The following is a 26,540-nucleotide window of genomic DNA, read 5'->3' as shown; positions in this document are numbered from 1 at the left end:
AAAAAATATCTTTGAATTCACGACTATTTTTTGAATATTGGGCTAAAATCATTTTTTTCAAGTTTAAATCATAGAAAAATTTGTAGAAATCTTCGATTATCAAAAGACTGTGCTGTTTTATAAATACACAATTTTTTGGGCGAAAAAAAGTACAAATAGGCAATTAAATGAAAAAAATATAAATAAAACTTGACAAGGAAAAGTAAGACAGATAAATAGCGGCTAGACCCATTCACATTTTTTCATTATGAGGTAGTTTTAGTGTCTTCTACAGATTTTGAACTAGATGATAACTACGGCGATGATGATGATGTCGGTTTTGATGAGTCATCAGGCAAAATCAGTGCAAAAGAATCGTTGGAAAAACGTAGATTAATTGATGATCTATTGGCACAGCGCCGTTTAGAGCGTGAGTTGAAAGATTTCGATTATGATTTAGACGACGATGATCTTGATGATGAAGACTGATCAAAACTAAATAGGGCATCGTCGGCTTAAGTGCTATGCTATCGTCAATTTCTTTTTAAAGTCAGGTAACACAATGAGTGCATTAGATTTAGACCAGTTAAGTGAATATCTAGATGGAGACCACAATGAGTATGGTCTAGACTTTGCTGCAACTCATGGTTTTTTGTGTGCAATTGCAGTAGGCCCTCAGTTTGACCGCTGGTTAGATGAATTGTTCGAAGGTAACCAGAAAAAGGTTCCGGCAGAAATTATTCAGCAAATCAAGGTTTGGCTAGAGTCGATTCGTCAAGATTTAGCAAATGAAAATGGGATTGAATTTCCATTTGAAGTTGAAGAAGCTGACGTTGAATCAAGCCTAGGCGATTGGAGTGTAGGGTTTGTTGATGCAATGTTCTTAAACGAAGAGGCGTGGTTTGCTCCTGAGTATGAAGAACAATTGGTTGATTTAACTTTACCGATCATGGTTTTTAGCGGAATTGATGAAGAAGATCCACAGATGGAATCTTTCCGTCGCAATGGACAGTTAATGGATGAACTGGCAGAAGAAATTCCAGATAATTTGAATGAATTATATTTGATGTACCATACTCCAAATTAATTTATTAGAAGAAATAATAAATAACGTCCTTTCTAGGGCGTTTTTTATTGTCAGTGTTTATTTAGAAGAAATAAAAAAGGCATTTAGAAAACTAAATGCCTTTTGAAAATACTTTTCAGTTTTATAGGCGTTTACGCTTAGCTGCAGCAATTTGTGATTGGCGCATACGGAAACCAGCTTTTTGTTTCTCAGTCGTTTTATCGATGCAATATACACAAGAAACACCATGTTCATAGCTTGGTAGAGCAGACTCTTCTGGAGTTAAAGGCCAGCCACAAGCATGACATTTAATGTTTGCACCTTCTTCGACACCATGAGTTACAGCAGTACGTCCATCAAATACGAAACATTCGCCTTCCCAAAGACTTTCATCTGCTGGAGTTTCTTCTAAGTATTTAAGAATACCACCTTTGAGATGGTAAACCTCTTGAAAGCCTTCCTGAAGAAGTAAAGAAGTCGATTTTTCACAGCGAATACCGCCTGTACAGAACATCGCGATTTTCTTGTCTTTATGCTGTTCTAACTCTTTTTTAACGTACTCAGGAAACTCGCGGAATGTTTCTGTTTTAGGGTCGATCGCGCCTTTGAAAGTACCAGCTTTATATTCATAGTCGTTACGCGTGTCGATTAGGATTACATCATCACGTGCAAGAAGCTCATTCCATTCTTTAGGGTCAAGATAGTGGCCTACTAAATCACGAGGTTTTACTTCTACGCCTAAAGTTACAATTTCTTTTTTAAGCTTAATTTTCATTTTACGGAAAGGCTTGTCAGAGCTATGGGACTCTTTATATTCCATAGCGTTAAAACCTTCGTTTAACAAAAATTGATGAATTTTATCAATTGCCTCACGGTCGCCAGCAACGGTACCATTAATTCCTTCACCTGCTACAATCAGAGTTCCGCAAAGGTTAATTGTTTTCACTAAGTCTAAAAGACGTTGTTGAAGATCAGCAGGATCTTGAACTTCTTTAAATTGATATAGTGCTGCAACAACCCAACCCGCGGTCGCTTGCTGTTCTACAGGTGCAAGCTGTTCTACAGTAGCGTTCATGGAAAACTCCAAATGTATTAAGATAGAAATTTAAGGCGCGTATTTTAGCGCGAAAATTTGTAATAAGCGAGAAAACCATAAAAAGTATATGGTTTATTTAAGGAGTCTGTTTTGAGTAATGATCATCGAACGCTCTCTCTCACCCCATGTGCAGGGCGTTGTTCAACAGTTTTTGGTGATCAGGTATGTCGTGGTTGTCGCCGTTTTAACCATGAAGTGATTCAATGGAATACTTATACAGTAGAGCAGCGTTTAGCTGTCTGGAAGCGCTTAGATGATCAATTAGACCAGATTTTGGTACCTATGTTGCCACAGGCGAATGTCCAGCATGTGGAAGGATTTATATTAAGCAAGCGTGTTCGTTTAATGGAAGGGGCGAGTAAAGGCCGTAAACTTTACCATGCCTTAAAAATATGTGAAAAAAATAAACATCTTGCATCTGAAAGTGGTTTAGGGATTTCAGAAGCACAAGTTAAAGAGATATGGACTGAATTTGAAAGACGTGTCTTGGCTCTAGCTAAAGCAAGTTATGAGTTGGCTTGGTTAAGAGCGGATGGTATTAGTCATCACTTGTTAAATATGTTTGAAGAAGAGTAACTTTTAAAAAACTTATTTATAAAAAAAGCTGCCATAAGGCAGCTTTTTTACATTAATGTTCGTTCGAATATTAACGCTTGATGTCACGTTGAACTTCACCAGTGTAAAGTTGACGTGGACGACCAATTTTGTAAGGACCGCTGTGCATTTCTAACCAGTGGCTGATCCAGCCAACTGTACGTGCAAGAGCGAAGATTACAGTAAACATTTCTGTTGGAATACCAATCGCTTTAAGGATGATACCAGAGTAGAAGTCTACGTTAGGGTAAAGTTTACGTTCAACAAAGTACGGGTCGTTCAACGCAATACGTTCAAGTTCCATAGCAAGCGCTAATTGAGGATCATTGATACCTAAAGCTTCAAGAACTTCGTCACAAGTTTGTTTCATAACTTTAGCGCGTGGGTCGAAGTTTTTGTAAACGCGGTGACCGAAGCCCATAAGCTTAACTTCTTTGCGTTTAACTTTTTCCATGAACTCAGCAACATTTTCAACGCTACCGATTTCATCAAGCATTTTAAGAACTGCTTCATTCGCGCCGCCGTGTGCAGGTCCCCAAAGTGCAGAGATACCAGCAGAGATACATGCATATGGATTCGCACCAGTAGAACCAGCAAGACGAACTGTAGAAGTAGACGCGTTTTGTTCGTGGTCAGCGTGAAGCGTAAAGATACGATCCATTGCACGAGCAAGAACAGGGTTTACTTTGTAGTCACGATCTGCAGGAGTCGCAAACATCATGTGTAAGAAGTTTTCCGCGTAATTTAAGTCATTACGTGGATAGATGAATGGCTGACCTACAGTGTATTTGTAGCTCCAAGCAGCAAGCGTTGGAATTTTAGCAATCAAACGAATCGCAGTAATTTCGCGATGGTTGATGTCTTCAATGTCAAGGTTGTTGTGATAGAACGCAGATAATGCGCCAACTACACCAACCATGATTGCCATAGGGTGAGCATCACGACGGAAACCATTGAAGAAACGGCTAACTTGATCGTGAACCATAGTGTGAGCACGAACTTTCGCATCGAACTCAACTTTTTGTTCAGCAGTTGGTAACTCGCCATTTAATAATAAATAACAAGTTTCAAGGTAGTCTGCTTGAGTCGCTAACTGGTCAATCGGGTAACCGCGGTGTAATAAAATACCTTTGTCACCATCAATAAATGTGATTTTAGACTCGCATGAAGCTGTCGCCATAAAACCAGGATCAAAAGTAAAGTGACCTGAGGCCAATACATCTTTAACGTCGATTACATCGGGACCTAATGTGCCACTGTAAATTGGTAATTCAATTTCTTTGCCATCAAGATGTAATACGGCTTTTTTGCCAGTTGCTTCAGACATTCAATAGATCTCCTGTCCTGGTGAATGATTATCTGACTCGAAATCCTAATTTTCTCATGTGCGAATCAGACGGTGTCAAAATTTGCTATAAGATTAGTGAGTACTGAAATTTTGTCAATTATACTTATGGATAAAAAATGACGTTCCCACAGAGAGTTAGTCATCAAGACCCGAGCAAAAAAGTCAGTAAAATCACTGCATCGGGATGGTATCATAAGTCAATTCAAGAAGAACGTGCAGAAAAAAAATGAAGCGTGAGTACAATTGTAAGCAAATTTTTAAATAAAAATTAAGAATTCGTAGTGGTCATAAAATGCCAATCGGCTTAAAAAAATCATAAAACTCAGTCTGTAATTTTAAATTGCGATTCAAAAATTGCTTCATTATCACCATTTGATAATTCCAAAAGTTGTACTTTTTTTGAGTTTAATTGTCTAAAAAATAGCTTGTTGATCATGCTTGAAAAATTAAAACGAATTTTTTGTAAAAATACTGCTCACTGTTAAGAGTCAAGTAGCTCTTTATTGTTTTTAAGATAAGTATAGAGAGTTACCATTTTAAAAATAAAAATGATCAAAATTAGTAAGTAAGAATAATTTTAGTTTATGCTTTCGATTAGACTTGATGATTTATTAACTTTATCTTTAGTCTAAAACTCACTTATTTTAAATAAAGCAGTAGAAAAGATATTTTTTATAAAATATGAGGTTAAACAAGCACATGTTTTGTTTTATCTTAAGTTTTGGATAGGGAAGACTGCTGTTTGGCTATGTGAATGATTCTTATTTGATGAGTTTTTGCGGAAAAGGCAAAGTGGATTGTTTGTATTTTGATATTTCGCGTTTTATAATTCAGTGTCGTTTATAGGTTAGGCATGAGCTGTGCTTGCCTAACAATGCCAGCTTTCCTTGGAATTAATTCAACAAACTCCGGTCGGAGTTTCTACCTACAGGATGCCCGCTGTGAAAAGCAACAGACCTGTCAATTTGTCCATGGGTCAGGTGTTAGCGGTAAATTTACGCTCACCCGTGGCTATTGCATCAATTTTACACCGTTTATCAGGTGTCATCGTTTTCTTATTAGTACCAGTTCTCTTATGGATTCTAGATAAATCATTATCTTCACCAGAAGGATTTGACTACGTTAAAAATGTCGTTTTTGGAAATATCCTTGTACGTTTTGTCGTGTGGGTATTTGTAGCCGGCTTAATTTTCCACTTTATTGCTGGGGTTAAGCATTTGCTTGCAGATCTAGGTTTTGCCGAAGAACTGCAAAGCGGTCGTATTGCAGCGACAATTTCATTGATCTTATCTGTGGTAGCCATTATCGCAGCCTTTGTATGGATTATGTTCTAATGAAAAGTGCTACAGGTTTAACAGGTTCAGGTTCTCGTGATTGGTTTATCCAGCGTGTAAGTGCTGTGGTATTGGCAGCTTATACTGTTGTTCTTTTTGGTTGGATTCTCTGCAAAGGCGGATTTGACTATCAACAATGGGCTGGTTTCATGATGACATTACCAATGAAGATTTTTTCTTTATTGGCAATTTTATCGCTTATCGCACACGCATGGATTGGTATGTGGCAAGTTTTCACTGACTATGTCACTACTCGTCAAATGGGTCCTTCAGCGAAAGGTTTACGCCTTGTACTGACGACGGCTGTCATTATTGCAGTGTTTGTGTACGCAATCTGGGGTATCCAGATTTTCTGGGCGAATTGATAGGAAGATATCATGGGCGCGATAACCCCTAAAGAAGATTATTCAAATATTCAAAACCTCACTTTCGATGCAGTTATCGTTGGTGGTGGTGGTTCTGGTATGCGTGCATCTTACCAACTTGCTCAAGCAGGTTTGAAAGTTGCAGTACTTACTAAAGTTTTCCCAACACGTTCACATACAGTTGCTGCTCAAGGTGGTATCGGTGCGTCGTTAGGTAACATGCAAGAAGATAACTGGCATTTCCACTTTTACGATACAGTAAAAGGTTCTGACTGGTTAGGTGACCAAGACGCAATCGAATTTATGTGTCGTGAAGCACCAAAAGTTGTATATGAACTTGAACACATGGGTATGCCGTTTGACCGTAACGCTGATGGTACAATTTACCAACGTCCGTTCGGTGGTCACTCTGCTAACTATGGTGATAAACCAGTTCCACGTGCTTGTGCTGCTGCTGACCGTACTGGTCACGCATTATTGCACACGCTTTATCAAAGCAACGTGAAAATGGGTACTCAATTCTTCGTTGAATGGATCGCTCTTGATTTGATCCGTAACGAAGCAGGTGATGTACTTGGTGTAACTGCAATTGACCAAGAAACTGGTAACATCGCAGTATTCCAAGCAAAAGCAACATTGTTTGCGACCGGTGGTGCTGGTCGTGTTTACCGTGCATCAACAAATGCTTATATCAACACTGGTGACGGTCTTGGTATGGCTGCTCGTGCTGGTATTCCATTACAAGATATGGAATTTTGGCAATTCCACCCTACGGGTGTTGCGGGCGCAGGCGTATTGTTAACTGAAGGTTGTCGTGGTGAAGGTGCGATCCTTCGTAACAAAGACGGCGAACCTTTCATGGAACGTTATGCACCGACTTTAAAAGACTTGGCTCCACGTGACTTCGTATCACGTTCTATGGACCAAGAAATTAAAGAAGGTCGTGGTTGTGGTCCAAAAGGTGATTATATCTTACTTGATATGACTCACTTGGGTGCTGACACAATCATGAAGCGTTTACCATCTGTATTTGAGATCGGTAAAAAATTCGCAAACGTAGACATTACTAAAGAACCAATTCCAGTAGTACCAACAATCCATTATCAAATGGGTGGTATTCCTACGAATATGCATGGTCAAGTGTGCTTACCAGAACCTGGTACAGACAACTACACTAAACCTGTAAAAGGTTTCTATGCAATTGGTGAATGTTCTTGCGTATCAGTACATGGTGCAAACCGTTTAGGTACTAACTCACTTCTTGACTTGGTTGTGTTTGGTAAAGCTGCTGGTGAGCACATTATCGACTACGTAACTAAGCATCATGGTGATGAGTATGCGCCACTTCCAACAAACGTATTAGAGCAAACTTTAGATCGCGTACGTAAGTTAGATGAATCAACTTCTGGCGAAAATGCACAAGAAGTTGCTGACGCAATTCGTGATATCGTTCAAGATCACGCTGGTGTATTCCGTACTCAAGCTTTGCTTGATAAAGGTGTTAAAGAGATTCTTGCTCTTGAACCACGTGTGCGCAACATTCACTTGAAAGATAAATCTAAAGTATTTAACACTGCACGTGTTGAAGCGCTTGAAGTTGAAAACTTATATGAAGTTGCAAAAGCTACATTAATTTCAGCTGCTGCGCGTAAAGAATGTCGTGGTGCGCATACGGTAGTTGACTATGAATTACCAGCTGATCACCCAACTTATTCATACGGTCGTCGTGATGATGAGTGGATGAAACATACTTTATGGTATTCATCGGATAACCGTTTGGAATATAAGCCAGTGCGCTTCAAACCGTTAACTGTTGATCCAATTCCACCAGCACCACGTACATTCTAATCGGGAGTATAAAGATGAGTAGAGGTACTCGTACATTCGAAATCTACCGCTATGATCCTGATAAGGATAAAGCGCCGTACATGCAAACTTTCAAACTTGAATTGACTGATAAGCACCGTATGTTGCTTGATGCATTGCTTGCTTTGAAAGTTCAAGATGAAACGTTAACATTCCGCCGTTCATGCCGTGAAGGTATTTGTGGTTCGGATGGTGTGAACATCAATGGTAAAAATGGTTTGGCTTGTTTATGGAATTTAAACGACCTACCTGAGAAAATTGTAATTCGTCCATTGCCAGGTTTGCCGGTTATTAAAGATTTGGTTGTTGATATGAACCAATTCTATGATCAATATGACAAAATTCAGCCATTCTTGATCAATAACCAACCAGCTCCACCTAAAGAGCGTTTACAGTCTCCTGAAGAACGTGAACACTTGAATGGTTTGTATGAATGTATTCTTTGTGCATGTTGTTCAACTTCATGCCCATCATTCTGGTGGAACCCTGATAAGTTCTTGGGTCCTTCAGCATTGTTGAATGCATACCGTTTTATTATCGATTCTCGTGATACTGCGACTGCAGATCGTTTGGCTCGTCTTGACGATCCATTCAGTTTGTTCCGTTGTAAAGGTATCATGAACTGTGTGTCAGTATGTCCTAAAGGTTTGAATCCAACAAAAGCTATCGGTCACATCCGTAACATGTTGTTAGATCAAGCGGGTTAATTCTGCACAAATAGAGAACGCACATCCTTGATGTGCGTTTTTTTTTAACTTTATAATAGGCGTCTTATACTTTAGTCGCTAAAAGAGGGGTTTTTATATCAAGCACCATATATTAATAGATAAAATTGGATATGTATTTCGCCAATTTATAGATGGTATGTGTCAAAAAAATCAATCGTTCGTTAAGAACATGATACGATTTGCCACAAAGTTGTAGGTGAAAAAAGCGTATACTAGTGAAATTAAATTAAGTGGCACGATCTTAGATCAGTGCTTAATTTTTATGGTCAAAGTCATTTTAGAAAAGTTAATTGTGTAGTTAATTTTTCTAAAAAGATTTGCAAAAAATTGCTCGGTTTTAATCGAGTATAAGGTGAGTGATGATGCCATTGAGGGCGTTGTGATTCATTAATTACCTATGGAGTTTTCTCTCTAGGTAGTATGACGCCCCATGGTCTTGAAGACCTGTTGGGTAAGTAGTGTCATTTTTACCAATTTGACATTATGCATCATGGGTGTGCTTAAAAGGCAGCCTGTAATATTTTTTGCAATAGGAAATGGGTCCACAAATGCAAGAAGTTGCTGACGCATTGCGTCTTGACACTGAACTTTCCGCTGATAGTGCAGCGTATATTGAAGAACTTTACGAGCAGTACCTGACTTCCCCAACCTCCGTCGCTGAGGACTGGCGCCAATATTTCGATAAATATCCAAAGGGTGACCAACCACACAGCGCTGTGCGTGAGCAATTCCTATTACTAGGACGTAATGCTAATCGTGTTCAACCTGTTGTACAAAGTACTGTAAGTACTGAGCATGAGCGTCGTCAAATTGGCGTTTTACAACTTATTGCTGCTTATCGCAATCGCGGACATCAAAAAGCTAAATTAGATCCATTAGGTCTTGCTAAGCGTGAAGATATTCCTGATTTAGATCTTTCAGCACACGGTTTAACCAAATCAGATTTAGACACAGTATTCAACACAGGCAATCTTGAGATTGGTAAGAGTGAAGCAACTCTTGCTGAAATGATTGAAGCAATGGAAGCAATCTATTGTGGTTCAATCGGTGTTGAATACATGCATATCGTGGACACAAAAGAAAAGCGTTGGATTCAACAACGTCTTGAAAGTGCCCGTGGTAAATTCAATTACTCAAATGATCAAAAGAAAGGCTTCTTAGAGCGTTTAACCGCTGCTGAGGGGCTAGAAAAATATCTTGGTAATAAATACGTCGGTGCTAAACGCTTTGGTGTTGAAGGCGGCGAATCTTTTATTCCTATGGTAAACGAGATTATCCAGCGTGCTGGTGCTGTAGGCTGTAAAGAAGTTGTTATCGGTATGCCACACCGTGGCCGTTTGAACCTTCTTGTTAACATTATGGGTAAAAACCCTGCGGACTTATTTGGTGAGTTCGAAGGTAAATCAATTCATAAGAAAGGTTCAGGTGACGTTAAATACCACCAAGGTTTCTCAAGTAATGTAATGACTCCAGGTGGCGAAGTTCACTTGGCATTGGCATTTAACCCATCTCACTTGGAAATTGTTGGTCCTGTAGTTGAAGGTTCTGTACGCGCACGTCAAGTACGTCGTAGAGACATCGGCGGTGATGACGTATTGCCAGTTATTGTTCATGGTGATGCTGCATTTGCAGGTCAGGGCGTGAACATGGAAACCTTCCAAATGTCACAAACTCGTGGCTATACGGTTGGTGGTACAGTTCATATTATTGTGAACAACCAAGTTGGTTTCACAACTTCTGATCCACGTGATGCGCGTTCTACAGAGTACTGTACTGACGTTGCTAAAATGATTCAGGCGCCAATTTTCCATGTAAATGGTGATGATCCTGAAGCAGTTATCTTTGCTACTCAATTAGCACATGATTTCCGTCACGAATTCCGTAAAGATGTGGTTATCGATTTGTTCTGTTATCGTCGTCGCGGCCATAACGAAGCAGATGAGCCATCTGGTACACAACCATTGATGTATCAAGTAATTGCGAAGAAAGCAACTACTCGTACACTTTATGCTGATCAACTTGTACAAGAGAAAGTACTTGATCGTGCTGAAGCTGATCAAATGGTTGAAGATTACCGTTCTGATTTAGAAGCGGGTAATCATGTAGCAAATGCATTGATTCTTGAACCAAATACCAAAATGTTTGTTGATTGGACTCCATATTTGGGCCACGACTACACAGACGATTGGGATACTTCATTTGACTTAAATCGCTTAAAAGAATTAGGCGAGGGCATGAGCAAACTTCCTGAAGGGTTTGTAATGCAGCGTCAGGTTCAAAAAGTAATTGAAGATCGCGTAAAAATGCAAACTGGTGAAACTCCTTTAAACTGGGGTGCAGCAGAAACTTTAGCTTATGCAACTTTATTAGATGAAGACTATCTAGTTCGTATTACTGGTGAAGACGTAGGTCGTGGTACCTTCTCACACCGTCATGCGAAATTGCATAACCAAGTTGATGGTTCAACTTACATTCCTCTTTGTCATGTTAAAGAGAACCAACCACGTTTTGCGATTTACGACTCTCTTTTATCTGAAGAAGCAGTTCTTGCGTTCGAATATGGTTACGCAACTACAATTCCTAAGAGCTTGATTATTTGGGAAGCACAATTTGGTGACTTCGTAAACTGTGCTCAAGTTGTGATTGACCAGTTTATTGCTTCTGGTGAGACTAAGTGGGAGCGTGTTTGTGGTTTAACAATGTTGTTACCACACGGTTTCGAAGGTCAAGGTCCAGAGCACTCTTCAGCTCGTTTAGAACGTTTCTTACAGTTATGTGCTGAAGACAACATGCAAGTGATCACTCCAACGACACCTGCACAGATTTTCCATGCATTACGTCGTCAGGCTGTACGCCCAATTCGTAAGCCATTAATCGTAATGTCACCGAAATCTTTACTTCGTCATAAACTTGCGACTTCTACTTTAGAAGAGCTAGCACATGGTTCATTCCAAACTGTAATTGACGAAATCGATCAAATTAACAAGTCAGATGTAACTCGTCTTGTACTTTGTGGCGGTAAAGTTTATTACGACTTACTCGAAAAACGTCGTGAACAAAACTTAACTAATGTTGCAATCGTACGTATTGAACAGTTGTATCCATACCCAGAGCAACGTCTTGCGGAAATCTTGGCTGCTTATCCAAATGTGAAAGAACTCGTTTGGGCGCAAGAAGAGCCGAAGAACCAAGGCGCTTGGTTGTTTATCGCACCGCGTTTATATGACGATATCTTAAAATCTGGCAAACAAATCCGTATCAGTTTTGCAGGTCGTGAAGCTTCTGCTGCACCAGCTTGTGGCTCACCGTACTTGCATGCAAAACAACAAGCTCAGCTAATTAATGATGCATTGGCAATCGAAGCTGAACAATCAGGAGATTCTCAATAATGGCAACCGAAATTAAAGCACCGGTATTCCCAGAGTCTGTTGCAGATGGCACCATCGCAACTTGGCATAAAAAGGTGGGTGAACCTGTATCACGTGATGAAGTAATCTGTGATATTGAAACCGACAAAGTTGTTTTAGAAGTTGTTGCTCCTGCAGATGGTAGCTTGGTTGCAATCATTAAAGGTGAAGGCGATACAGTTCTTTCTGACGAAGTTATTGCTCAATTCGAAGCTGGTGCTGGCGCAGCTGCTGCTCCTGCAGCAGTAGAACAAGCAGTTGCTCAAACTCAAGCTGGTGCAGCTCCTGTTGTTGAACGTACAGAAACTGTATCTGATCAAGCTCCTGCGGTTCGTAAAGCGTTAACTGAATCTGGTATTGCTGCTGCTGATGTACAAGGTACTGGCCGTGGTGGTCGTATCACTAAAGAAGATGTTGCAAACCATCAAGCTAAACCAGCTGCTAACGTTACTCCGTTAAGTGTTGCTGTTGGCGAGCGTATCGAAAAACGTGTTCCAATGACTCGTTTACGTAAGCGTGTTGCTGAGCGTCTTCTTGCTGCAACTCAAGAAACTGCAATGTTAACTACATTTAACGAAGTTAACATGAAGCCAATCATGGAATTGCGTAAGCAATATAAAGATGCTTTCGAAAAACGTCATGGCGCTCGTTTAGGCTTCATGTCATTCTTCGTTAAAGCAGCAACTGAAGCGCTTAAACGCTACCCAGCTGTAAACGCTTCAATTGATGGCGACGATATCGTTTATCACGGTTACTATGACATCGGCGTTGCAGTATCTTCTGATCGTGGTCTTGTTGTACCAGTATTACGTGATACTGACCGTATGAGCTATGCAGAAGTTGAAGCAGGTATTGCTGCTTATGCTGGTAAAGCACGTGACGGTAAATTATCTATCGAAGAAATGACTGGTGGTACTTTCACAATTACTAACGGTGGTACTTTCGGTTCATTGCTTTCAACTCCTATTTTGAACCAACCGCAAACTGGTATCTTGGGTATGCACAAAATCCAAGAGCGCCCTATGGCGGTAAATGGTCAAGTTGAAATCTTGCCGATGATGTACTTAGCGCTTTCTTATGACCACCGTATGATCGATGGTAAAGAAGCTGTAGGTTTCTTAGTAGCAATCAAAGAATTGTTAGAAGAGCCAGCTAAACTCATCCTTGATCTTTAATTTCTTCGAATAAATACCTACCAGGGTAGAGCGATCCTCTATCCTGGTTTATGGAGATAAAAATGTCTCAACAATTTGATCTTGTTGTCATCGGCGGTGGTCCTGGTGGTTATGAAGCTGCGATTCGCGCTGCTCAACTAGGCTTCAAAGTCGCTTGTATTGAAAAACGTATTCACAATGGTAAGCCTTCTTTAGGTGGTACTTGCTTAAACGTAGGTTGTATCCCTTCTAAAGCTTTGCTTGATTCTTCTCATCGTTATGAAGATACAGTGCATCACTTAGCTGATCACGGTATTACAACTGGTGAAGTGAATTTCGATCTTGCAAAACTTCTTGCTCGTAAAGACAAAATTGTTGACCAATTAACTGGCGGTATCGATCAATTGCTTAAAGGCAACGGTATTGAGTGGTTAAAAGGTACAGGTAAATTACTTGCTGGTAAAAAAGTTGAGTTCGTTTCTCATGAAGGTGAAACTCAAGTTTTAGAACCTAAATACGTGATTCTTGCGTCTGGTTCTGTGCCTGTAAATATTCCTGTAGCTCCTGTAGATCAAGATATTATTGTTGATTCAACTGGCGCATTAAACTTCCCAGAAGTACCTAAGCGTTTAGGCGTGATTGGTGCTGGTGTAATCGGTTTAGAACTTGGTTCAGTATGGCGTCGTCTTGGTGCTGAAGTTGTTGTATTTGAAGCAATGGATGCATTCTTGCCAATGGCTGATAAAGCTTTGGCAAAAGAATACCAAAAGCTTTTAACTAAGCAAGGTCTTGATATTCGCGTTGGTGCTAAAGTTTCTGGCACTGAAGTTAATGGTCGTGAAGTGACTGTTAAATACACTCAAGGTGGCGAAGAAAAAACTCAAACTTTTGACAAATTAATCGTTTGTGTTGGCCGTAAAGCATATGCAGAAGGTTTATTGGCTGAAGATTCAGGCATTAAATTAACTGAACGTGGTTTAGTTGAAGTAAATGATCACTGTGCAACTTCTGTAGAAGGTGTATACGCGATTGGTGACTTGGTTCGCGGTCCAATGCTTGCTCATAAAGCAATGGAAGAAGGTGTAATGGCTGTTGAGCGTATTCACGGTCACGCAGCTCAAGTGAACTATGACACAATCATTTCTGTTATCTATACACACCCTGAAGCGGCGTGGGTAGGTTTAACTGAAGAGCAAGCTAAAGAAAAAGGTCATGAAGTAAAAACTGGTCAATTCGGTTTTGCTGTAAATGGTCGTGCTTTAGCTGCTGGTGAAGGCGCAGGTTTTGTTAAGTTCGTTGCTGATGCAAAAACTGACCGTTTATTAGGTATGCATGTCATTGGACCTGCTGCATCTGATATCGTTCACCAAGGTATGATCGCTCTTGAATTTGTATCTTCTGTTGAAGATCTTCAGTTGATGACTTTTGGTCACCCAACATTCTCTGAAGTTGTTCATGAAGCTGCACTTGCTGTAGATGGTCGTGCAATTCACGCGATTCAACGTAAGCGTAAATAAAATTAAAGAGCGGTTCTCCGCTCTTTTTCACATTCGATGGTGTGATTAAAAAATCATCAAGTTGATAGACGTAGACAGCAATTTGCATATACAACATGAGAATGTTGCGCAAATTGAAGACAACAAACAAAGTTAAGTAGGTAACTAAATGAACTTACATGAGTATCAAGCTAAAGCGTTATTGAAAGAATATGGTATGCCGGTACAAGAAGGTATCTTGGCAACCAATGCAGACGAAGCAGTTGCTGCATTTGAACAGCTTGGTGGTAAATTCGCTGTAATGAAGGCGCAAGTTCATGCTGGTGGTCGTGGTAAGGCTGGTGGCGTTAAAGTTGCAAAATCTAAAGAAGATGTTATCGAATTTGCAAACAATATCATTGGTACTCGTCTTGTAACATATCAAACTGATGCAAATGGTCAACCAGTAAACAGCATCATTGTTGCTGAAGACGTATATCCAGTTGAGCGTGAGCTTTACTTGGGTGCGGTTGTAGACCGTTCTAGCCGTCGTATTACTTTCATGGCTTCTACAGAAGGTGGTGTAGAAATCGAGAAAGTTGCTGAAGAAACTCCAGAAAAAATTATCAAAGTTGAAGTTGATCCATTAGTTGGCTTACAACCATTCCAAGCACGTGAAGTTGCGTTTGCTTTAGGTTTGAAAGACAAACAAATCGGTCAATTCGTAAAAATCATGACAGCTGCTTACCAAGCATTTGTTGAAAACGATTTTGCTTTATTTGAAATTAACCCACTTTCAGTTCGTGAAAATGGCGAAATTTTATGTGTAGACGCGAAAGTAGGTATCGACTCTAACGCGCTTTACCGTTTACCTAAAGTTGCTGCTTTACGTGACAAATCTCAAGAGAATGAGCGTGAATTAAAAGCATCTGAATTTGATCTTAACTATGTTGCTTTAGAAGGTAACATCGGTTGTATGGTTAACGGTGCTGGTCTAGCAATGGCAACTATGGACATCATTAAACTTTATGGTGGTCAGCCTGCAAACTTCCTTGACGTTGGTGGCGGTGCAACTAAAGAGCGCGTAATCGAAGCGTTCAAAATCATCCTTGCTGATACTTCTGTACAAGGTGTTTTAATTAACATCTTCGGTGGTATCGTACGTTGTGACATGATTGCTGAAGCAATTATTGCAGCGGTTCAAGAAGTAAACGTAACTGTTCCAGTTGTTGTTCGTTTAGAAGGTAACAACGCTGAATTAGGTGCTAAATTACTTGATGAATCTGGTTTGAAATTAATTTCTGCGAACGGTTTGTCTGATGCCGCAGAAAAAGTTGTAGCTGCAGTTAAAGCGTAAGGGGAGTATCAATCATGAGCGTATTAATTAATAAAGACACTAAAGTATTGGTACAAGGTTTTACTGGTAAAAACGGTACTTTCCACTCTGCACAAGCTTTAGACTACGGTACAAAAGTTGTTGGTGGTGTTACTCCAGGTAAAGGTGGTACAACTCACCTTGACTTACCAGTATTCAACACAATGAAAGAAGCTGTACGTGAAACAAATGCAGATGCATCTGTAATCTATGTACCAGCTCCATTCGTTTTAGACTCAATCGTTGAAGCGGTTGATTCAGGTGTTGGTCTAATCGTTGTGATCACTGAAGGTGTTCCAACAATCGACATGCTTAAAGCAAAACGTTATTTAGAAACTAACGGTAACGGTACTCGTTTAGTTGGTCCTAACTGCCCAGGCGTGATCACTCCGGGTGAATGTAAGATCGGTATTATGCCTGGTCACATCCACCAACCAGGTCGTATTGGTATCATCTCGCGTTCAGGTACATTGACTTATGAAGCTGTTGCTCAAACAACTAAGCTTGGTTTAGGTCAGTCTACTTGTATCGGTATTGGTGGTGACCCAATCCCAGGTATGAACCAAATTGAAGCTCTTCAATTGTTCCAAGACGATCCAGATACTGATGCAATCATCATGATCGGTGAGATCGGTGGTACAGCGGAAGAAGAAGCTGCTGAATTCATCAAATCTAACGTGACTAAGCCTGTAGTAGGTTACATTGCTGGTGTAACTGCTCCTAAAGGTAAGCGTATGGGTCACGCTGGTGCGATCATTTCTGGTGGTCAAGGTACTGCTGAAGAGAAATTTGCTGCATTTGAAAAAGCAGGCATGGCTTACACTCGTAGCCCAGCTGAGCTTGGTTCAACTATGTTGCAAGTATTAAAAGAGAAAGGTTTAGTTTAATAGCTGCCTTAAATCTTTAAAAAATACCGCATCTGAAAATGATGCGGTATTTTTTTGCATTATTGAAAAGTAGCATAAAATGAAAACAGAAATAATAAGGCTAAAAAAAGACAAAAAAATACGCAATGATTGGGGTGATCATTGCGTAGAACAACGAATCTGTTAAAAACAGTTTCGGCTTAAGGAGAAATGTCGTGAGGTTCATATCAACCTACTTGAGCTATATTAGTGATATGCTCATAGTTGTTCATTAAGGTTCACGTTAATTAGTGTTACTTCACGTTAAAAGGGTAAGAGCGTGTGAATCATAATAAATATATAGAAATTCTAATAAATTAAATTATTGAAGTTAAATGTAATAATAAAAAAAGCCCCGTAGGGCTTTTTTGAATTATATTCTTGGTATAAAAATTAGAATTTAAATAAGCCTAAGCCATCTTTAACTTCATCTAAAGTTTGCTGAGTAATGATTCGACATTTATCAGTGCCTTGACGTAAAACATCCATAATGTAATCAGGATCTTTAGCGAGTTCTTCACGACGTTCGCGAATAGGTGTAATCAATTCTTTTAACACACCTTCGAGACGTTTTTTAACAGTACCATCACCAAGACCACCGCGGCGGTAGTGAGCTTTTAATTCTTCAACTTCTTCTTTATTTGGATCAAATGCATCTAAATAAGTAAATACAATATTGCCTTCAACCTGACCTGGATCTTCGATACGAAGATGATTTGGGTCTGTGTACATTGCATTTACCGCTTTCTTAATGTCTTTGTCAGAAGCATTTAAAACAATGGTATTGCCTAATGACTTAGACATTTTTGCTTTACCATCAAAACCTGGTAAACGAGCCATATTAGAAAGCAATGCTTTGCATTCAGGTAAAAGGTCTTGACCAATTTGGCGATTCACACGACGTACAATTTCATTCGTTTGTTCAATCATTGGAATCTGATCTTCACCCACTGGTACTACAGTTGCTTTAAAAGCCGTGATATCAGCTGCCTGTGCAACAGGGTAGCAAAGGAAACCAGCAGGAATGTCACGTTCAAAACCACGCATTTGAATTTCAGATTTGATGGTCGGATTACGTTCTAAACGAGCCACAGTTACAAAGTTAAGATATAACATTGTAAGCTCATTCAGTGCTGGTAAACATGACTGTACGCAAATGGTTGTCTTAGCTGGGTCAATACCAACTGCTAAATAATCTAGAGCAACTTCTAAGATGTTACGGCGTACTTTATCTGGATTATCTGCATTGTCTGTTAATGCTTGAGCATCTGCTAATAAGAGATGTTGATGATGGCTATCCTGTAAACCTACACGTGAACGCAAAGAACCGACAAAATGCCCAAGGTGAAGTTGTCCGGTAGGGCGGTCGCCTGTCAAAATAATTGGACGCTGATCAACATTACTCATTATTTATTCCACTATCGTATTGGCTTAATCAGGGATAGTAAGCCCTGTAATATAAAAGATTGGCATTATTGTACGGGAAATAAAATTTTTTCGTCAGCGATTGGTTAAACTTTCTTAAAATAATATTGTGAATTTATTCAGTAAAATTACAGAAATTGGAATATTTCATCTTACAATAGTCAGATAAATACAAACCTGGATAAGAAATGGCAAGTGGCTTACTTTTATTACTAGATGATATTGCAACAATTTTAGATGATGTCGCTTTAATGAGCAAAATGGCAGCAAAGAAAACTGCTGGTGTTTTAGGTGACGATTTGGCTTTAAATGCACAACAGGTAACAGGTGTGCGAGCAGATCGTGAATTGCCTATTGTGTGGAAGGTTGCGAAAGGTTCTTTAGTTAATAAGCTTATTTTAGTACCTTTAGCGTTATTAATTAGTGTTATTGCACCTTGGCTAATTAATCCGCTCTTGATGCTAGGGGGCTTATTTTTATGTTATGAAGGCGTTGAAAAAGTTCTTCATACAATTACGCATAAAAAAGCTTCGACCTCTGAGGAAGCAGAAAAAGAATTCAACAATGAAGAGCTAGATATGGCTACTTTTGAGAAAGAGAAAGTAAAAGGGGCTATTCGTACAGATTTTATTTTATCAGCTGAAATTGTCGTAATCTCGTTAGGTACGGTGGCGACTGCTACGTTATTAACTAAAGTTAGTGTTCTTAGCATTATTGCAGTTGTGATGACGCTTGGCGTTTATGGCTTGGTTGGCATGATTGTTAAGATTGATGATTTAGGATTATATTTAACAAAACAAGCTGCTTCTTTCAAACAAACTCTAGGACGTGGTTTACTTGCTTTTGCTCCTCTTTTAATGAAGCTACTTTCTATTGTTGGAACTATTGCAATGTTTTTAGTAGGTGGAGGGATTATTAACCATACGATTCCTTTACTTCACCATGTTACTGAAGATACGGTTGATCAGGTAGAAACTATACCGGCAGTAGGAAATATTATTGGTGCTTTAACACCGACATTAATGAACTTTGCGATTGGTATGATTGCTGGTGCAGTTGTGTTGCTTGTGGTGAGTTTAATACAGAAAATGTGGCCAAAAGCTTCTGACTAATCAGGCCATTTAAAAAGAAGAGGGAAGTTATGCGTTGGAGAGATCGTAGAGTCAGTACCAATGTTGAGGACCGTCGAGGTGGGGGCGGCGTTAAAGCAGGTGGTATTAGTATTATTGGTTTGGTTGTAGCATTTGTCGCATGGAAATTTTTTGGCGTTGATCCACAAATGGCTTATCAGGCAACGCAGCAGGTTACTGCTTCACAACAATCAAATGCAACTTCACCAGAAAGTTTAACACCTGAGCAAAAAGAAGCGTCAGATTTTGTTGGAACTGTATTAGCTGATACAGAAGATACGTGGACACCTATATTTAAGCAGTTAGGTAAAACTTATACACCGCCAACGTTGGTTTTATTTAGTGGAGTGACTCGCTCAGGTTGTGGTACCGCTCAATCTGCTATGGGACCTTTTTATTGTCCAGCTGACCAGAAAGTTTATATTGATACCGAATTCTTTAAAGATATGCGTGAGCAAATGGGTATCTCAGGTGAACAAAATAAATCAGAGCTTACTCGCCAAGATGAGGCAGGGGATTTTGCCCAAGCCTATGTTGTTGCTCATGAAGTGGGGCATCATGTTCAAACCTTGCTTGGTATTTCTTCTCAAGTGCAACAAGCGCGTTCGCAAGTTAGTCAAAGAGAGGGCAACCAGCTATCTGTTCGTCAAGAGTTACAAGCTGACTGTTTAGCAGGTATATGGGCAAATCATAATCAACAGCGTACTCAGTTTTTAGAGTCTGGCGATGTTGAAGAAGCAATGGATGCAGCTCAAAAAATTGGTGATGACTATTTGCAAAAACGTGCAACTGGCCAAGTTGTTCCTGATAGTTTTACCCATGGTACGAGTGAGCAGCGGATGCATTGGTTTCAAGTGGGCTTAAAGTCTGGTGATATCAATCAATGTGATACTTTTAATAATTCTATCTAATGCGAAAGATGAGTTTATTAAAGCATTTTTAATAGACTCATCTTTTTAATACCCCTCTGATTCATAATTAATGTTAAGAAATTTAACTGATCGATAGAATGATTAAAGTAATTCGTTAAACTTATATTTCAATTTTTAACTGTTTGGGCACATATAAGTGCCTATTTTGTCATTCTGTTCAGTTCAGCTGTCTAGGTTTTCTTATTTGGTCATTGACCCAGAAGAAGGGTGTTCATGGGTAATTTTTTCTTATTACAAGCACTTACGGTTGTATTTGCCTTATCAATTGCAACCACTATATTCAATAAGCGTATTTTAGGCTTCCCTCAAGCGATTGGCGTGCCTCTTGTTTCTGCAATTTTTGTCTTCATTTTGCAATGGGGAGCCAGTCTCTTAAATGGTAATCAGTTTATTACTATTAATATTCATAATATTGAAGAAGCAGTACGTCATATCGATTTTTATGACTTTTTAATTAATGGTGTCATCTGTTTTATTCTGACATCTTCTGCACTGAAATTTAAAATTTCAGACTTAAGAAGTTATTGGAGACAAATTAGTATTCTAGCGACTATTGCGCTAGTTATCTGTGCGGTATTGTTTGGTGGCTTACTTTACGGTTTCCAATTGCTGGTTGGTCATCATGTGCCAATTTTAGTTCTTCTGTTATTAGGCGCGGCATTGGGTGCAACAGATCCAATTGGTATTAAAGGTGTTTTAAGTTCAATTCGTGCACCCCATCATCTTATTGTCAAATTAGAAGGTGAGTCTTTATTTAATGACGCGATGTGTATTGCATTATTTATGACGTTGTTGAATGTTTTACAAGGTGAACATTTTTCATTAGTTGCGACATTAGAAGCTTTGCTTTATGAAATTGTGGTTGCTGTCGGTATTGGATGGGCATTTGGTATAGGAACATTACGCCTATTACGTGGTAAACACGAAATGGAATCTCTGATCTTAACAACCGCCTTACTTGCTAGCGGAGCATATTTGGTTGCTTTATTTGCTCATGCATCTGCACCGATTGCTTGTGTGATTGGCGGTTTAATCGTTGGTAATAAGTGGAAAGAAATCCGTGAAGAGCGAGAAATTAGGGAAGTTAACCATTTTTGGCATACTGTAGAAGGAATTATTAATTCATTCTTATTTACTTTAATTGGTCTTGAGTTATTTATTCTTGATTTAAATTTTAGCCTGATTTTAGGTGGAATAGTCGCTTTCTTTATTTTGCATATTTCTCGTTTTGCAGCAAATTTTATGTCTTTTGCTTTCTTCCCAACAATGCGTAAGACCAAAAGCTACAATGGTAGTTTAACCATTTTGTCTTGGGGTGGGGTACGAGGAGGGATTTCACTTGCTTTAATTTTGGCAGTCGCCAATATTCCAGCACTTAGCCCTTATAGTAGTATTCTGATTGGATATACTTTTATTAGCGTATTGTTATCTGGTGTGGTGTGTGGTCTTGGCTTACCAGCGGTAATGAATGCATTTTATTACAACCCTAATGAAGAAACGGAAGGCCTTAAAGGTTTTTACCAGAAGCTATGCCATAAAATGAATCGCCGTGGCTTTCAATATATTGTAGGGGAAGATGCATTAGGAAGAGAAACAATTACTATCTTTAATCCCGATGTAATTGTTGACCAAAAAACAGAAGATGGTATTGCAACTATGCATGATCCAAATAAGTTACAAGAAGTAAAACGTTTTGAGAGTCCAGATAATTTTTAAATAAACTTAAAAGTATTTTTAATTAAATTAAAAAATAAGGCTTTAGTGTAATAGTAAAATATTACCTAGAGCCATTTTTTTTCTATATATATCATTAATAATATATTTTATTTTATTGAGATATTAAAACTTGTTATATAAAACTTTAAATTAAAATAGTTTTCAATAAATTTCCAATAATAAAAATTAAATTTGTTTTATATATAAAACAGTTACTGCTTATTTTTCTTAAATTATAAGAATAACAATGAAAATTTTATTTATATAAAATTTGTATTAATTAATTTTTTTTCTATAAGGACTTTAGTATTTATTTTTTTTATTTTAAAGTGGTTAATGTAAAAATGATCACATTACTTAATGTTTTTAAGTTGTAGGTCAAAAACTCGAAAACATTAAGTAAAAAGAATTATACAAAAAATCATTTAAATCAATAATATAAAAGGAATATAGATATGCCTGAAATACAAATTATTGCCAAGGAAAGTCACAAAACCTTGGTAACAACAGAGGGAACTTCTGCAAAACTTTCAGAAGCATCAGTTGTGTTGGTAAAAGTGGCTGCCAGTGATGTATTGGTAGTAAATAGGGAGGGTACCAATGCAGTAATTCGCCTGAAAAATGGTGAAACTATTGTTATTGAAGGTTTCTTTAGTGGTACTGCTGAGCCATCTGACAACAGTCTTGTTTTTCAAGACCAAAATGGTCAACTCATTTGGGCAAAATTTAAGGATGCCGAAAATGATGCAGATGCCGACAGCGATGCAGATGCGGATGCCGACAGTGATGTAGAGCCACAAGCACTTTTGGGTGAAGACTTACCAGCAGCTCTACCAGCAGAAGCACCACAGGCATTAGTGTCTGATGTTATTTATCAACCTATTTCTTCAATTCAGCCATTACTTTATCACGATGCAGGTGTGAACCCATGGTTGTGGGCAGCAGTACCTCTAGTTGCAGGTGGTATCATTGCTGCTGCATCAAATAGTGGTAGCAGTAATGACTCTTCTCCTGCAGATACCACGCCGCCAAATACAAATGGCGTTACTTTCTCTGTTGATCCTATAACTTCAGATAATGTTATTAATTCAACGGAAGCTGCGGGTAATGTTACTGTTACGGGTAGTTTAAAAAATATTCCGACAGATGCTGCAAATACTGTCGTTACAGTGGTTGTTAATGGTGTAACTTACACTGCAAATGTAGACAAAGCAGCAGGTACGTGGAGTGTAGTTGTACCAGGCAGTGGATTAATTGCAGATAGCGATAAAACCATTGATGCAAAAGTTACTTTTACTGATGCAGCAGGTAACAGCAGCAATATTAATGAGTCAAAATCTTATACAGTAGATACGACAGCACCAACTGCACCAGTAATTGATCCGATCAATGCGACCAATCCAGTCACAGGTACAGCAGAACCAGGTTCAACTGTTAAAGTGACTTTCCCAGATGGTACGACAGCAACTGTAGTTGCGGGCCCTGATGGTAAATGGACTGTGCCGAACCCAGGTGATCTTAAAGATGGTGATAAAGTTACAGCTATTGCAACCGACCCTGCGGGTAATCCATCAACTCCTTCAACTGGTACAGTAGATACAGTTGCACCATCTGTGACTGTCACCACGACATTAACCAATGACAGTACACCTGCATTAAGCGGTACAGTGAATGATCCAACTGCGAAAGTGGTTGTGACTGTAGATGGCGTGAACTATCCGGCAACCAATAATGGCAATGGTACCTGGACACTTGCAGACAATACGCTTCCAGCATTGACCGATGGGCCACATACGGTCACTGTGACTGCAACTGATCCTGCAGGTAATGTAGGTACAACAAATGCAGTTGTAACTGTAGATACGACAGCACCAACTGCACCAGTAATTGATCCGATCAATGCGACCAATCCAGTCACAGGTACAGCAGAACCAGGTTCAACTGTTAAAGTGACTTTCCCGGATGGTACGACAGCAACTGTAGTTGCGGGCCCTGATGGTAAATGGACTGTGCCGAACCCAGGTGATCTTAAAGATGGTGATAAAGTTACAGCTGTTGCAACCGACCCTGCAGGTAACCCATCAACTCCTTCAACTGGTACAGTAGATGCAGTTGCACCAACAGTTGCTATCACCACGACATTAACCAACGACAGTACACCTGCGTTAACTGGTACGGTGAATGATCCAACTGCGAAAGTGGTTGTGACTGTAGATGGTGTGAACTATCCGGCAAGCAATAATGGTGATGGTACATGGACACTTGCAGACAATACCCTTCCAGCGTTGACCGATGGACCACATACGGTAACTGTGACAGCAACTGATCCTGCAGGTAATGTGGGTACGGGCAGTGCAGTCGTAACTATCGATACCACAGCGCCAAGTGCACCAGTAATTGATCCGATCAATGCGACTAACCCAGTAACAGGTACAGCAGAACCAGGTTCAACAGTCACTGTGAGCTTCCCTGATGGCACAACAGCAACTGTAGTTGCGGGCCCTGATGGTAAATGGACAGTGCCAAACCCAGGTGACTTGACTGATGGTCAAACAGTAACTGCGACAGCGACTGATCCAGCAGGTAACCCATCAGCGCCAGGTACAGGCATTGTAGATGCAGTTGCACCAACAGTTGCAGTAACGACAGCATTAACCAATGACAGCACACCTGCGTTAACCGGTACAGTGAATGATCCAACTGCAAAAGTAGTTGTGACTGTAGATGGCGTGAACTATCCGGCAACCAATAATGGTGATGGTACATGGACACTTGCAGACAACACACTTCCAGTGTTGACTGATGGTCCACATACAGTAACTGTGACAGCAACCGACCCTGCAGGTAATGTGGGTACGGGCAGTGCAGTCGTAACTATCGATACCACAGCACCAAGTGCACCGGTAATTGATCCGATCAATGCAACCAATCCAGTCACAGGTACAGCAGAACCAGGTTCAACAGTCACTGTGAGCTTCCCTGATGGCACAACAGCAACTGTCGTTGCAGGGCCTGATGGTAAATGGACTGTGCCGAACCCAGGTGACTTGACTGATGGTCAAACAGTAACTGCGACAGCAACTGACTCTGCAGGTAACCCATCAGCGCCAGGTACAGGCATTGTAGATGCAGTTGCACCAACAGTTGCGGTAACGACGACATTAACCAACGACAGTACACCTGCGTTAACTGGTACAGTGAACGATCCAACTGCGAAAGTGGTTGTGACTGTAGATGGCGTGAACTATCCGGCAAGCAATAATGGTGATGGTACATGGACACTTGCAGACAATACCCTTCCAGCGTTGACCGATGGACCACATACGGTAACTGTGACAGCAACTGATCCTGCAGGTAATGTGGGTACGGGCAGTGCAGTCGTAACTATCGATACCACAGCGCCAAGTGCACCGGTAATTGATCCGATCAATGCAACCAATCCAATCACAGGTACAGCAGAACCAGGTTCAACAGTCACTGTGAGCTTCCCTGATGGCACAACAGCAACTGTCGTTGCAGGCCCAGATGGTAAGTGGACAGTGCCAAACCCAGGTGACTTGACTGATAGACAAACAGTAACTGCGACAGCGACTGATCCAGCGGGTAACCCATCAGCGCCAGGTACAGGCATTGTAGATGCAGTTGCACCATCTGTGACTGTCACCACGACATTAACCAATGACAGTACACCTGCGTTAACCGGTACAGTGAATGATCCAACTGCGAAAGTGGTTGTGACTGTAGATGGCGTGAACTATCCGGCAACCAATAATGGTGATGGTACATGGACACTTGCAGACAATACCCTTCCAGCGTTGACCGATGGACCACATACGGTAACTGTGACAGCAACTGATCCTGCAGGTAATGTGGGTACGGGCAGTGCAGTCGTAACTATCGATACCACAGCACCAAGTGCGCCGGTACTTGATCCGATCAATGCGACTAATCCAGTCACAGGTACAGCAGAACCAGGTTCAACAGTCACTGTAAGCTTCCCTGATGGCACAACAGCAACTGTCGTTGCAGGCCCAGATGGTAAATGGACAGCGCCAAACCCAGGTGACTTGCTTGATGGTCAAATAGTGACTGCGACAGCAACTGACCCTGCAGGTAACCCATCATTACCAGGTACAGGCATTGTAGATGCATTGGCACCGACTGTTGCCTTGAGTGACGTGTTAACCAATGACAGTACACCTGCATTAACTGGTACAGTGAATGATCCAGCTGCAACTGTTGTCGTGACTGTAGATGGTGTGGACTATCCAGCGGTCAATAATGGCAACGGTACCTGGACACTTGCAGACAATACGCTTCCAGTGTTGACAGATGGACCGCACACCGTGACTGTGACAGCAACTGACCCAGCAGGTAATGTGGGTACAACAGGTGCAGTGGTGACTATCGATACGACAGCACCGACAGTTACTTTAAGTGATGTAACCACCAATGACAGTACACCTGCATTAACCGGTACAGTGAACGATCCAACAGCGACTGTGGTGGTGAGTGTAAATGGTGTGGACTATCCAGCGGTCAATAATGGCAACGGTACCTGGACACTTGCAGACAATACACTTCCAGTGTTGGCAGATGGTCCACATACGGTGACTGTGACAGCAACCGACCCTGCAGGTAATGT

General features: G+C 40.2%; 19 protein-coding genes and 1 pseudogene. 17 read left to right on the top strand and 3 right to left on the bottom strand.

The window, feature by feature from the left end; all coding sequences use genetic code 11:
* Positions 1-261: 261 nt before the first annotated feature.
* Together ACIF8R_RS12650 and ACIF8R_RS12645 are read left to right on the top strand one after the other, a co-directional pair.
* Positions 262-468 (top strand): PA3496 family putative envelope integrity protein, encoded by a 207-nt coding sequence (locus ACIF8R_RS12650; RefSeq protein ID WP_000099358.1) that lies wholly within the window; start codon positions 262-264, stop codon positions 466-468.
* 73 nt (positions 469-541) lie between these two features.
* On the top strand, positions 542-1,066 hold the full coding sequence (locus ACIF8R_RS12645; RefSeq protein ID WP_001274941.1) for a YecA family protein: 525 nt from the start codon (positions 542-544) through the stop codon (positions 1,064-1,066).
* A gap of 121 nt (positions 1,067-1,187) precedes the next feature.
* On the opposite strand, the gene ACIF8R_RS12640 is transcribed toward ACIF8R_RS12645, so the two are convergent.
* Positions 1,188-2,120 (bottom strand): rhodanese-related sulfurtransferase, encoded by a 933-nt coding sequence (locus ACIF8R_RS12640; protein ID WP_311070066.1) that lies wholly within the window; start codon positions 2,118-2,120, stop codon positions 1,188-1,190.
* A 111-nt stretch (positions 2,121-2,231) separates the two neighbouring features.
* Between ACIF8R_RS12640 and ACIF8R_RS12635 the strand changes: the two genes are divergently transcribed.
* Positions 2,232-2,717 (top strand): DUF1289 domain-containing protein, encoded by a 486-nt coding sequence (locus ACIF8R_RS12635; RefSeq protein ID WP_396481104.1) that lies wholly within the window; start codon positions 2,232-2,234, stop codon positions 2,715-2,717.
* 70 nt (positions 2,718-2,787) lie between these two features.
* Here the strand turns inward: ACIF8R_RS12635 and gltA are convergent, their stop codons facing one another.
* A complete protein-coding gene (gene gltA / locus ACIF8R_RS12630) occupies positions 2,788-4,062 on the bottom strand; it encodes a citrate synthase (RefSeq protein ID WP_001287579.1) in 1,275 nt (424 codons plus the stop codon).
* Positions 4,063-5,015: 953 nt separating this feature from the next.
* Here gltA and sdhC point away from each other — a divergent pair.
* The 10 genes and pseudogenes from sdhC (at position 5,016) to sucD (ending at position 16,674) form a co-directional block, all read left to right on the top strand.
* The gene (gene sdhC / locus ACIF8R_RS12625; RefSeq protein ID WP_001984863.1) at positions 5,016-5,417 is read left to right on the top strand and encodes a succinate dehydrogenase, cytochrome b556 subunit; all 402 of its coding nucleotides are present in this window, start codon (positions 5,016-5,018) and stop codon (positions 5,415-5,417) included.
* The gene (gene sdhD / locus ACIF8R_RS12620) at positions 5,417-5,782 is read left to right on the top strand and encodes a succinate dehydrogenase, hydrophobic membrane anchor protein (RefSeq protein ID WP_000833672.1); all 366 of its coding nucleotides are present in this window, start codon (positions 5,417-5,419) and stop codon (positions 5,780-5,782) included. The genes sdhC and sdhD overlap by 1 nt, the downstream gene beginning before the upstream one ends.
* Positions 5,783-5,794: 12 nt before the next feature.
* Positions 5,795-7,630, top strand: coding sequence for a succinate dehydrogenase flavoprotein subunit (gene sdhA, locus ACIF8R_RS12615; protein ID WP_227062829.1), 1,836 nt, complete (start codon positions 5,795-5,797; stop codon positions 7,628-7,630).
* Positions 7,631-7,644: 14 nt separating this feature from the next.
* Complete coding sequence (locus tag ACIF8R_RS12610; RefSeq protein WP_004705893.1) at positions 7,645-8,355, top strand: succinate dehydrogenase iron-sulfur subunit; 711 nt, start codon at positions 7,645-7,647, stop codon at positions 8,353-8,355.
* Between the two features lie 283 nt (positions 8,356-8,638).
* Positions 8,639-8,767: pseudogene (locus ACIF8R_RS12605) on the top strand (hypothetical protein).
* Positions 8,768-8,924: 157 nt separating this feature from the next.
* The gene (locus ACIF8R_RS12600) at positions 8,925-11,765 is read left to right on the top strand and encodes a 2-oxoglutarate dehydrogenase E1 component (RefSeq protein ID WP_263614459.1); all 2,841 of its coding nucleotides are present in this window, start codon (positions 8,925-8,927) and stop codon (positions 11,763-11,765) included.
* Complete coding sequence (gene odhB, locus ACIF8R_RS12595; protein ID WP_200027436.1) at positions 11,765-12,958, top strand: 2-oxoglutarate dehydrogenase complex dihydrolipoyllysine-residue succinyltransferase; 1,194 nt, start codon at positions 11,765-11,767, stop codon at positions 12,956-12,958. Before ACIF8R_RS12600 ends, odhB begins: the two co-directional genes overlap by 1 nt.
* Positions 12,959-13,020: 62 nt before the next feature.
* A complete protein-coding gene (gene lpdA / locus ACIF8R_RS12590; protein ID WP_002051272.1) occupies positions 13,021-14,454 on the top strand; it encodes a dihydrolipoyl dehydrogenase in 1,434 nt (477 codons plus the stop codon).
* A gap of 148 nt (positions 14,455-14,602) precedes the next feature.
* Positions 14,603-15,769, top strand: a complete 1,167-nt coding sequence (sucC, locus tag ACIF8R_RS12585; RefSeq protein WP_001048573.1) for an ADP-forming succinate--CoA ligase subunit beta — start codon at positions 14,603-14,605, stop codon at positions 15,767-15,769.
* Positions 15,770-15,783: 14 nt separating this feature from the next.
* Positions 15,784-16,674, top strand: a complete 891-nt coding sequence (gene sucD / locus ACIF8R_RS12580; protein ID WP_002051332.1) for a succinate--CoA ligase subunit alpha — start codon at positions 15,784-15,786, stop codon at positions 16,672-16,674.
* Positions 16,675-17,085: 411 nt separating this feature from the next.
* Here the strand turns inward: sucD and trpS are convergent, their stop codons facing one another.
* On the bottom strand, positions 17,086-18,099 hold the full coding sequence (trpS, locus tag ACIF8R_RS12575) for a tryptophan--tRNA ligase (RefSeq protein WP_348888307.1): 1,014 nt from the start codon (positions 18,097-18,099) through the stop codon (positions 17,086-17,088).
* Positions 18,100-18,305: 206 nt separating this feature from the next.
* Here trpS and ACIF8R_RS12570 point away from each other — a divergent pair, with 206 nt between their 5' ends.
* From ACIF8R_RS12570 to ACIF8R_RS12555, 4 genes are all read left to right on the top strand, one after another.
* The gene (locus ACIF8R_RS12570) at positions 18,306-19,229 is read left to right on the top strand and encodes a DUF808 domain-containing protein (RefSeq protein WP_396481101.1); all 924 of its coding nucleotides are present in this window, start codon (positions 18,306-18,308) and stop codon (positions 19,227-19,229) included.
* 29 nt (positions 19,230-19,258) lie between these two features.
* Entirely contained in the window at positions 19,259-20,158 is a 900-nt protein-coding gene (locus ACIF8R_RS12565; protein WP_396481099.1) for a neutral zinc metallopeptidase, read from the top strand.
* 234 nt (positions 20,159-20,392) lie between these two features.
* The gene (locus tag ACIF8R_RS12560) at positions 20,393-21,895 is read left to right on the top strand and encodes a sodium:proton antiporter (protein WP_002051161.1); all 1,503 of its coding nucleotides are present in this window, start codon (positions 20,393-20,395) and stop codon (positions 21,893-21,895) included.
* A 455-nt stretch (positions 21,896-22,350) separates the two neighbouring features.
* A partial coding sequence (locus tag ACIF8R_RS12555) for an Ig-like domain-containing protein (RefSeq protein WP_396481097.1) occupies positions 22,351-26,540 on the top strand: 4,190 nt, incomplete at its 3' end.

Origin of the sequence: Acinetobacter sp. ABJ_C4_1 (genome assembly GCF_044538495.1) — a bacterium.
GTDB lineage: Bacteria > Pseudomonadota > Gammaproteobacteria > Pseudomonadales > Moraxellaceae > Acinetobacter > Acinetobacter nosocomialis_A.
This window is presented reverse-complemented; position numbering and strand designations above follow the sequence as displayed.

Bases quoted from the DNA above. Each gene is read 5' to 3' on its own strand.
- ACIF8R_RS12645 (WP_001274941.1), top strand. From the start codon at position 542: ATGAGTGCATTAGATTTAGACCAGTTAAGTGAATATCTAGATGGAGAC.
- ACIF8R_RS12640 (WP_311070066.1), bottom strand. From the start codon at position 2,120: ATGAACGCTACTGTAGAACAGCTTGCACCTGTAGAACAGCAAGCGACC.
- gltA (WP_001287579.1), bottom strand. From the start codon at position 4,062: ATGTCTGAAGCAACTGGCAAAAAAGCCGTATTACATCTTGATGGCAAA.
- sdhC (WP_001984863.1), top strand. From the start codon at position 5,016: ATGCCCGCTGTGAAAAGCAACAGACCTGTCAATTTGTCCATGGGTCAG.
- sdhD (WP_000833672.1), top strand. From the start codon at position 5,417: ATGAAAAGTGCTACAGGTTTAACAGGTTCAGGTTCTCGTGATTGGTTT.
- sdhA (WP_227062829.1), top strand. From the start codon at position 5,795: ATGGGCGCGATAACCCCTAAAGAAGATTATTCAAATATTCAAAACCTC.
- ACIF8R_RS12610 (WP_004705893.1), top strand. From the start codon at position 7,645: ATGAGTAGAGGTACTCGTACATTCGAAATCTACCGCTATGATCCTGAT.
- ACIF8R_RS12600 (WP_263614459.1), top strand. From the start codon at position 8,925: ATGCAAGAAGTTGCTGACGCATTGCGTCTTGACACTGAACTTTCCGCT.
- odhB (WP_200027436.1), top strand. From the start codon at position 11,765: ATGGCAACCGAAATTAAAGCACCGGTATTCCCAGAGTCTGTTGCAGAT.
- lpdA (WP_002051272.1), top strand. From the start codon at position 13,021: ATGTCTCAACAATTTGATCTTGTTGTCATCGGCGGTGGTCCTGGTGGT.
- sucC (WP_001048573.1), top strand. From the start codon at position 14,603: ATGAACTTACATGAGTATCAAGCTAAAGCGTTATTGAAAGAATATGGT.
- sucD (WP_002051332.1), top strand. From the start codon at position 15,784: ATGAGCGTATTAATTAATAAAGACACTAAAGTATTGGTACAAGGTTTT.
- trpS (WP_348888307.1), bottom strand. From the start codon at position 18,099: ATGAGTAATGTTGATCAGCGTCCAATTATTTTGACAGGCGACCGCCCT.
- ACIF8R_RS12570 (WP_396481101.1), top strand. From the start codon at position 18,306: ATGGCAAGTGGCTTACTTTTATTACTAGATGATATTGCAACAATTTTA.
- ACIF8R_RS12565 (WP_396481099.1), top strand. From the start codon at position 19,259: ATGCGTTGGAGAGATCGTAGAGTCAGTACCAATGTTGAGGACCGTCGA.
- ACIF8R_RS12560 (WP_002051161.1), top strand. From the start codon at position 20,393: ATGGGTAATTTTTTCTTATTACAAGCACTTACGGTTGTATTTGCCTTA.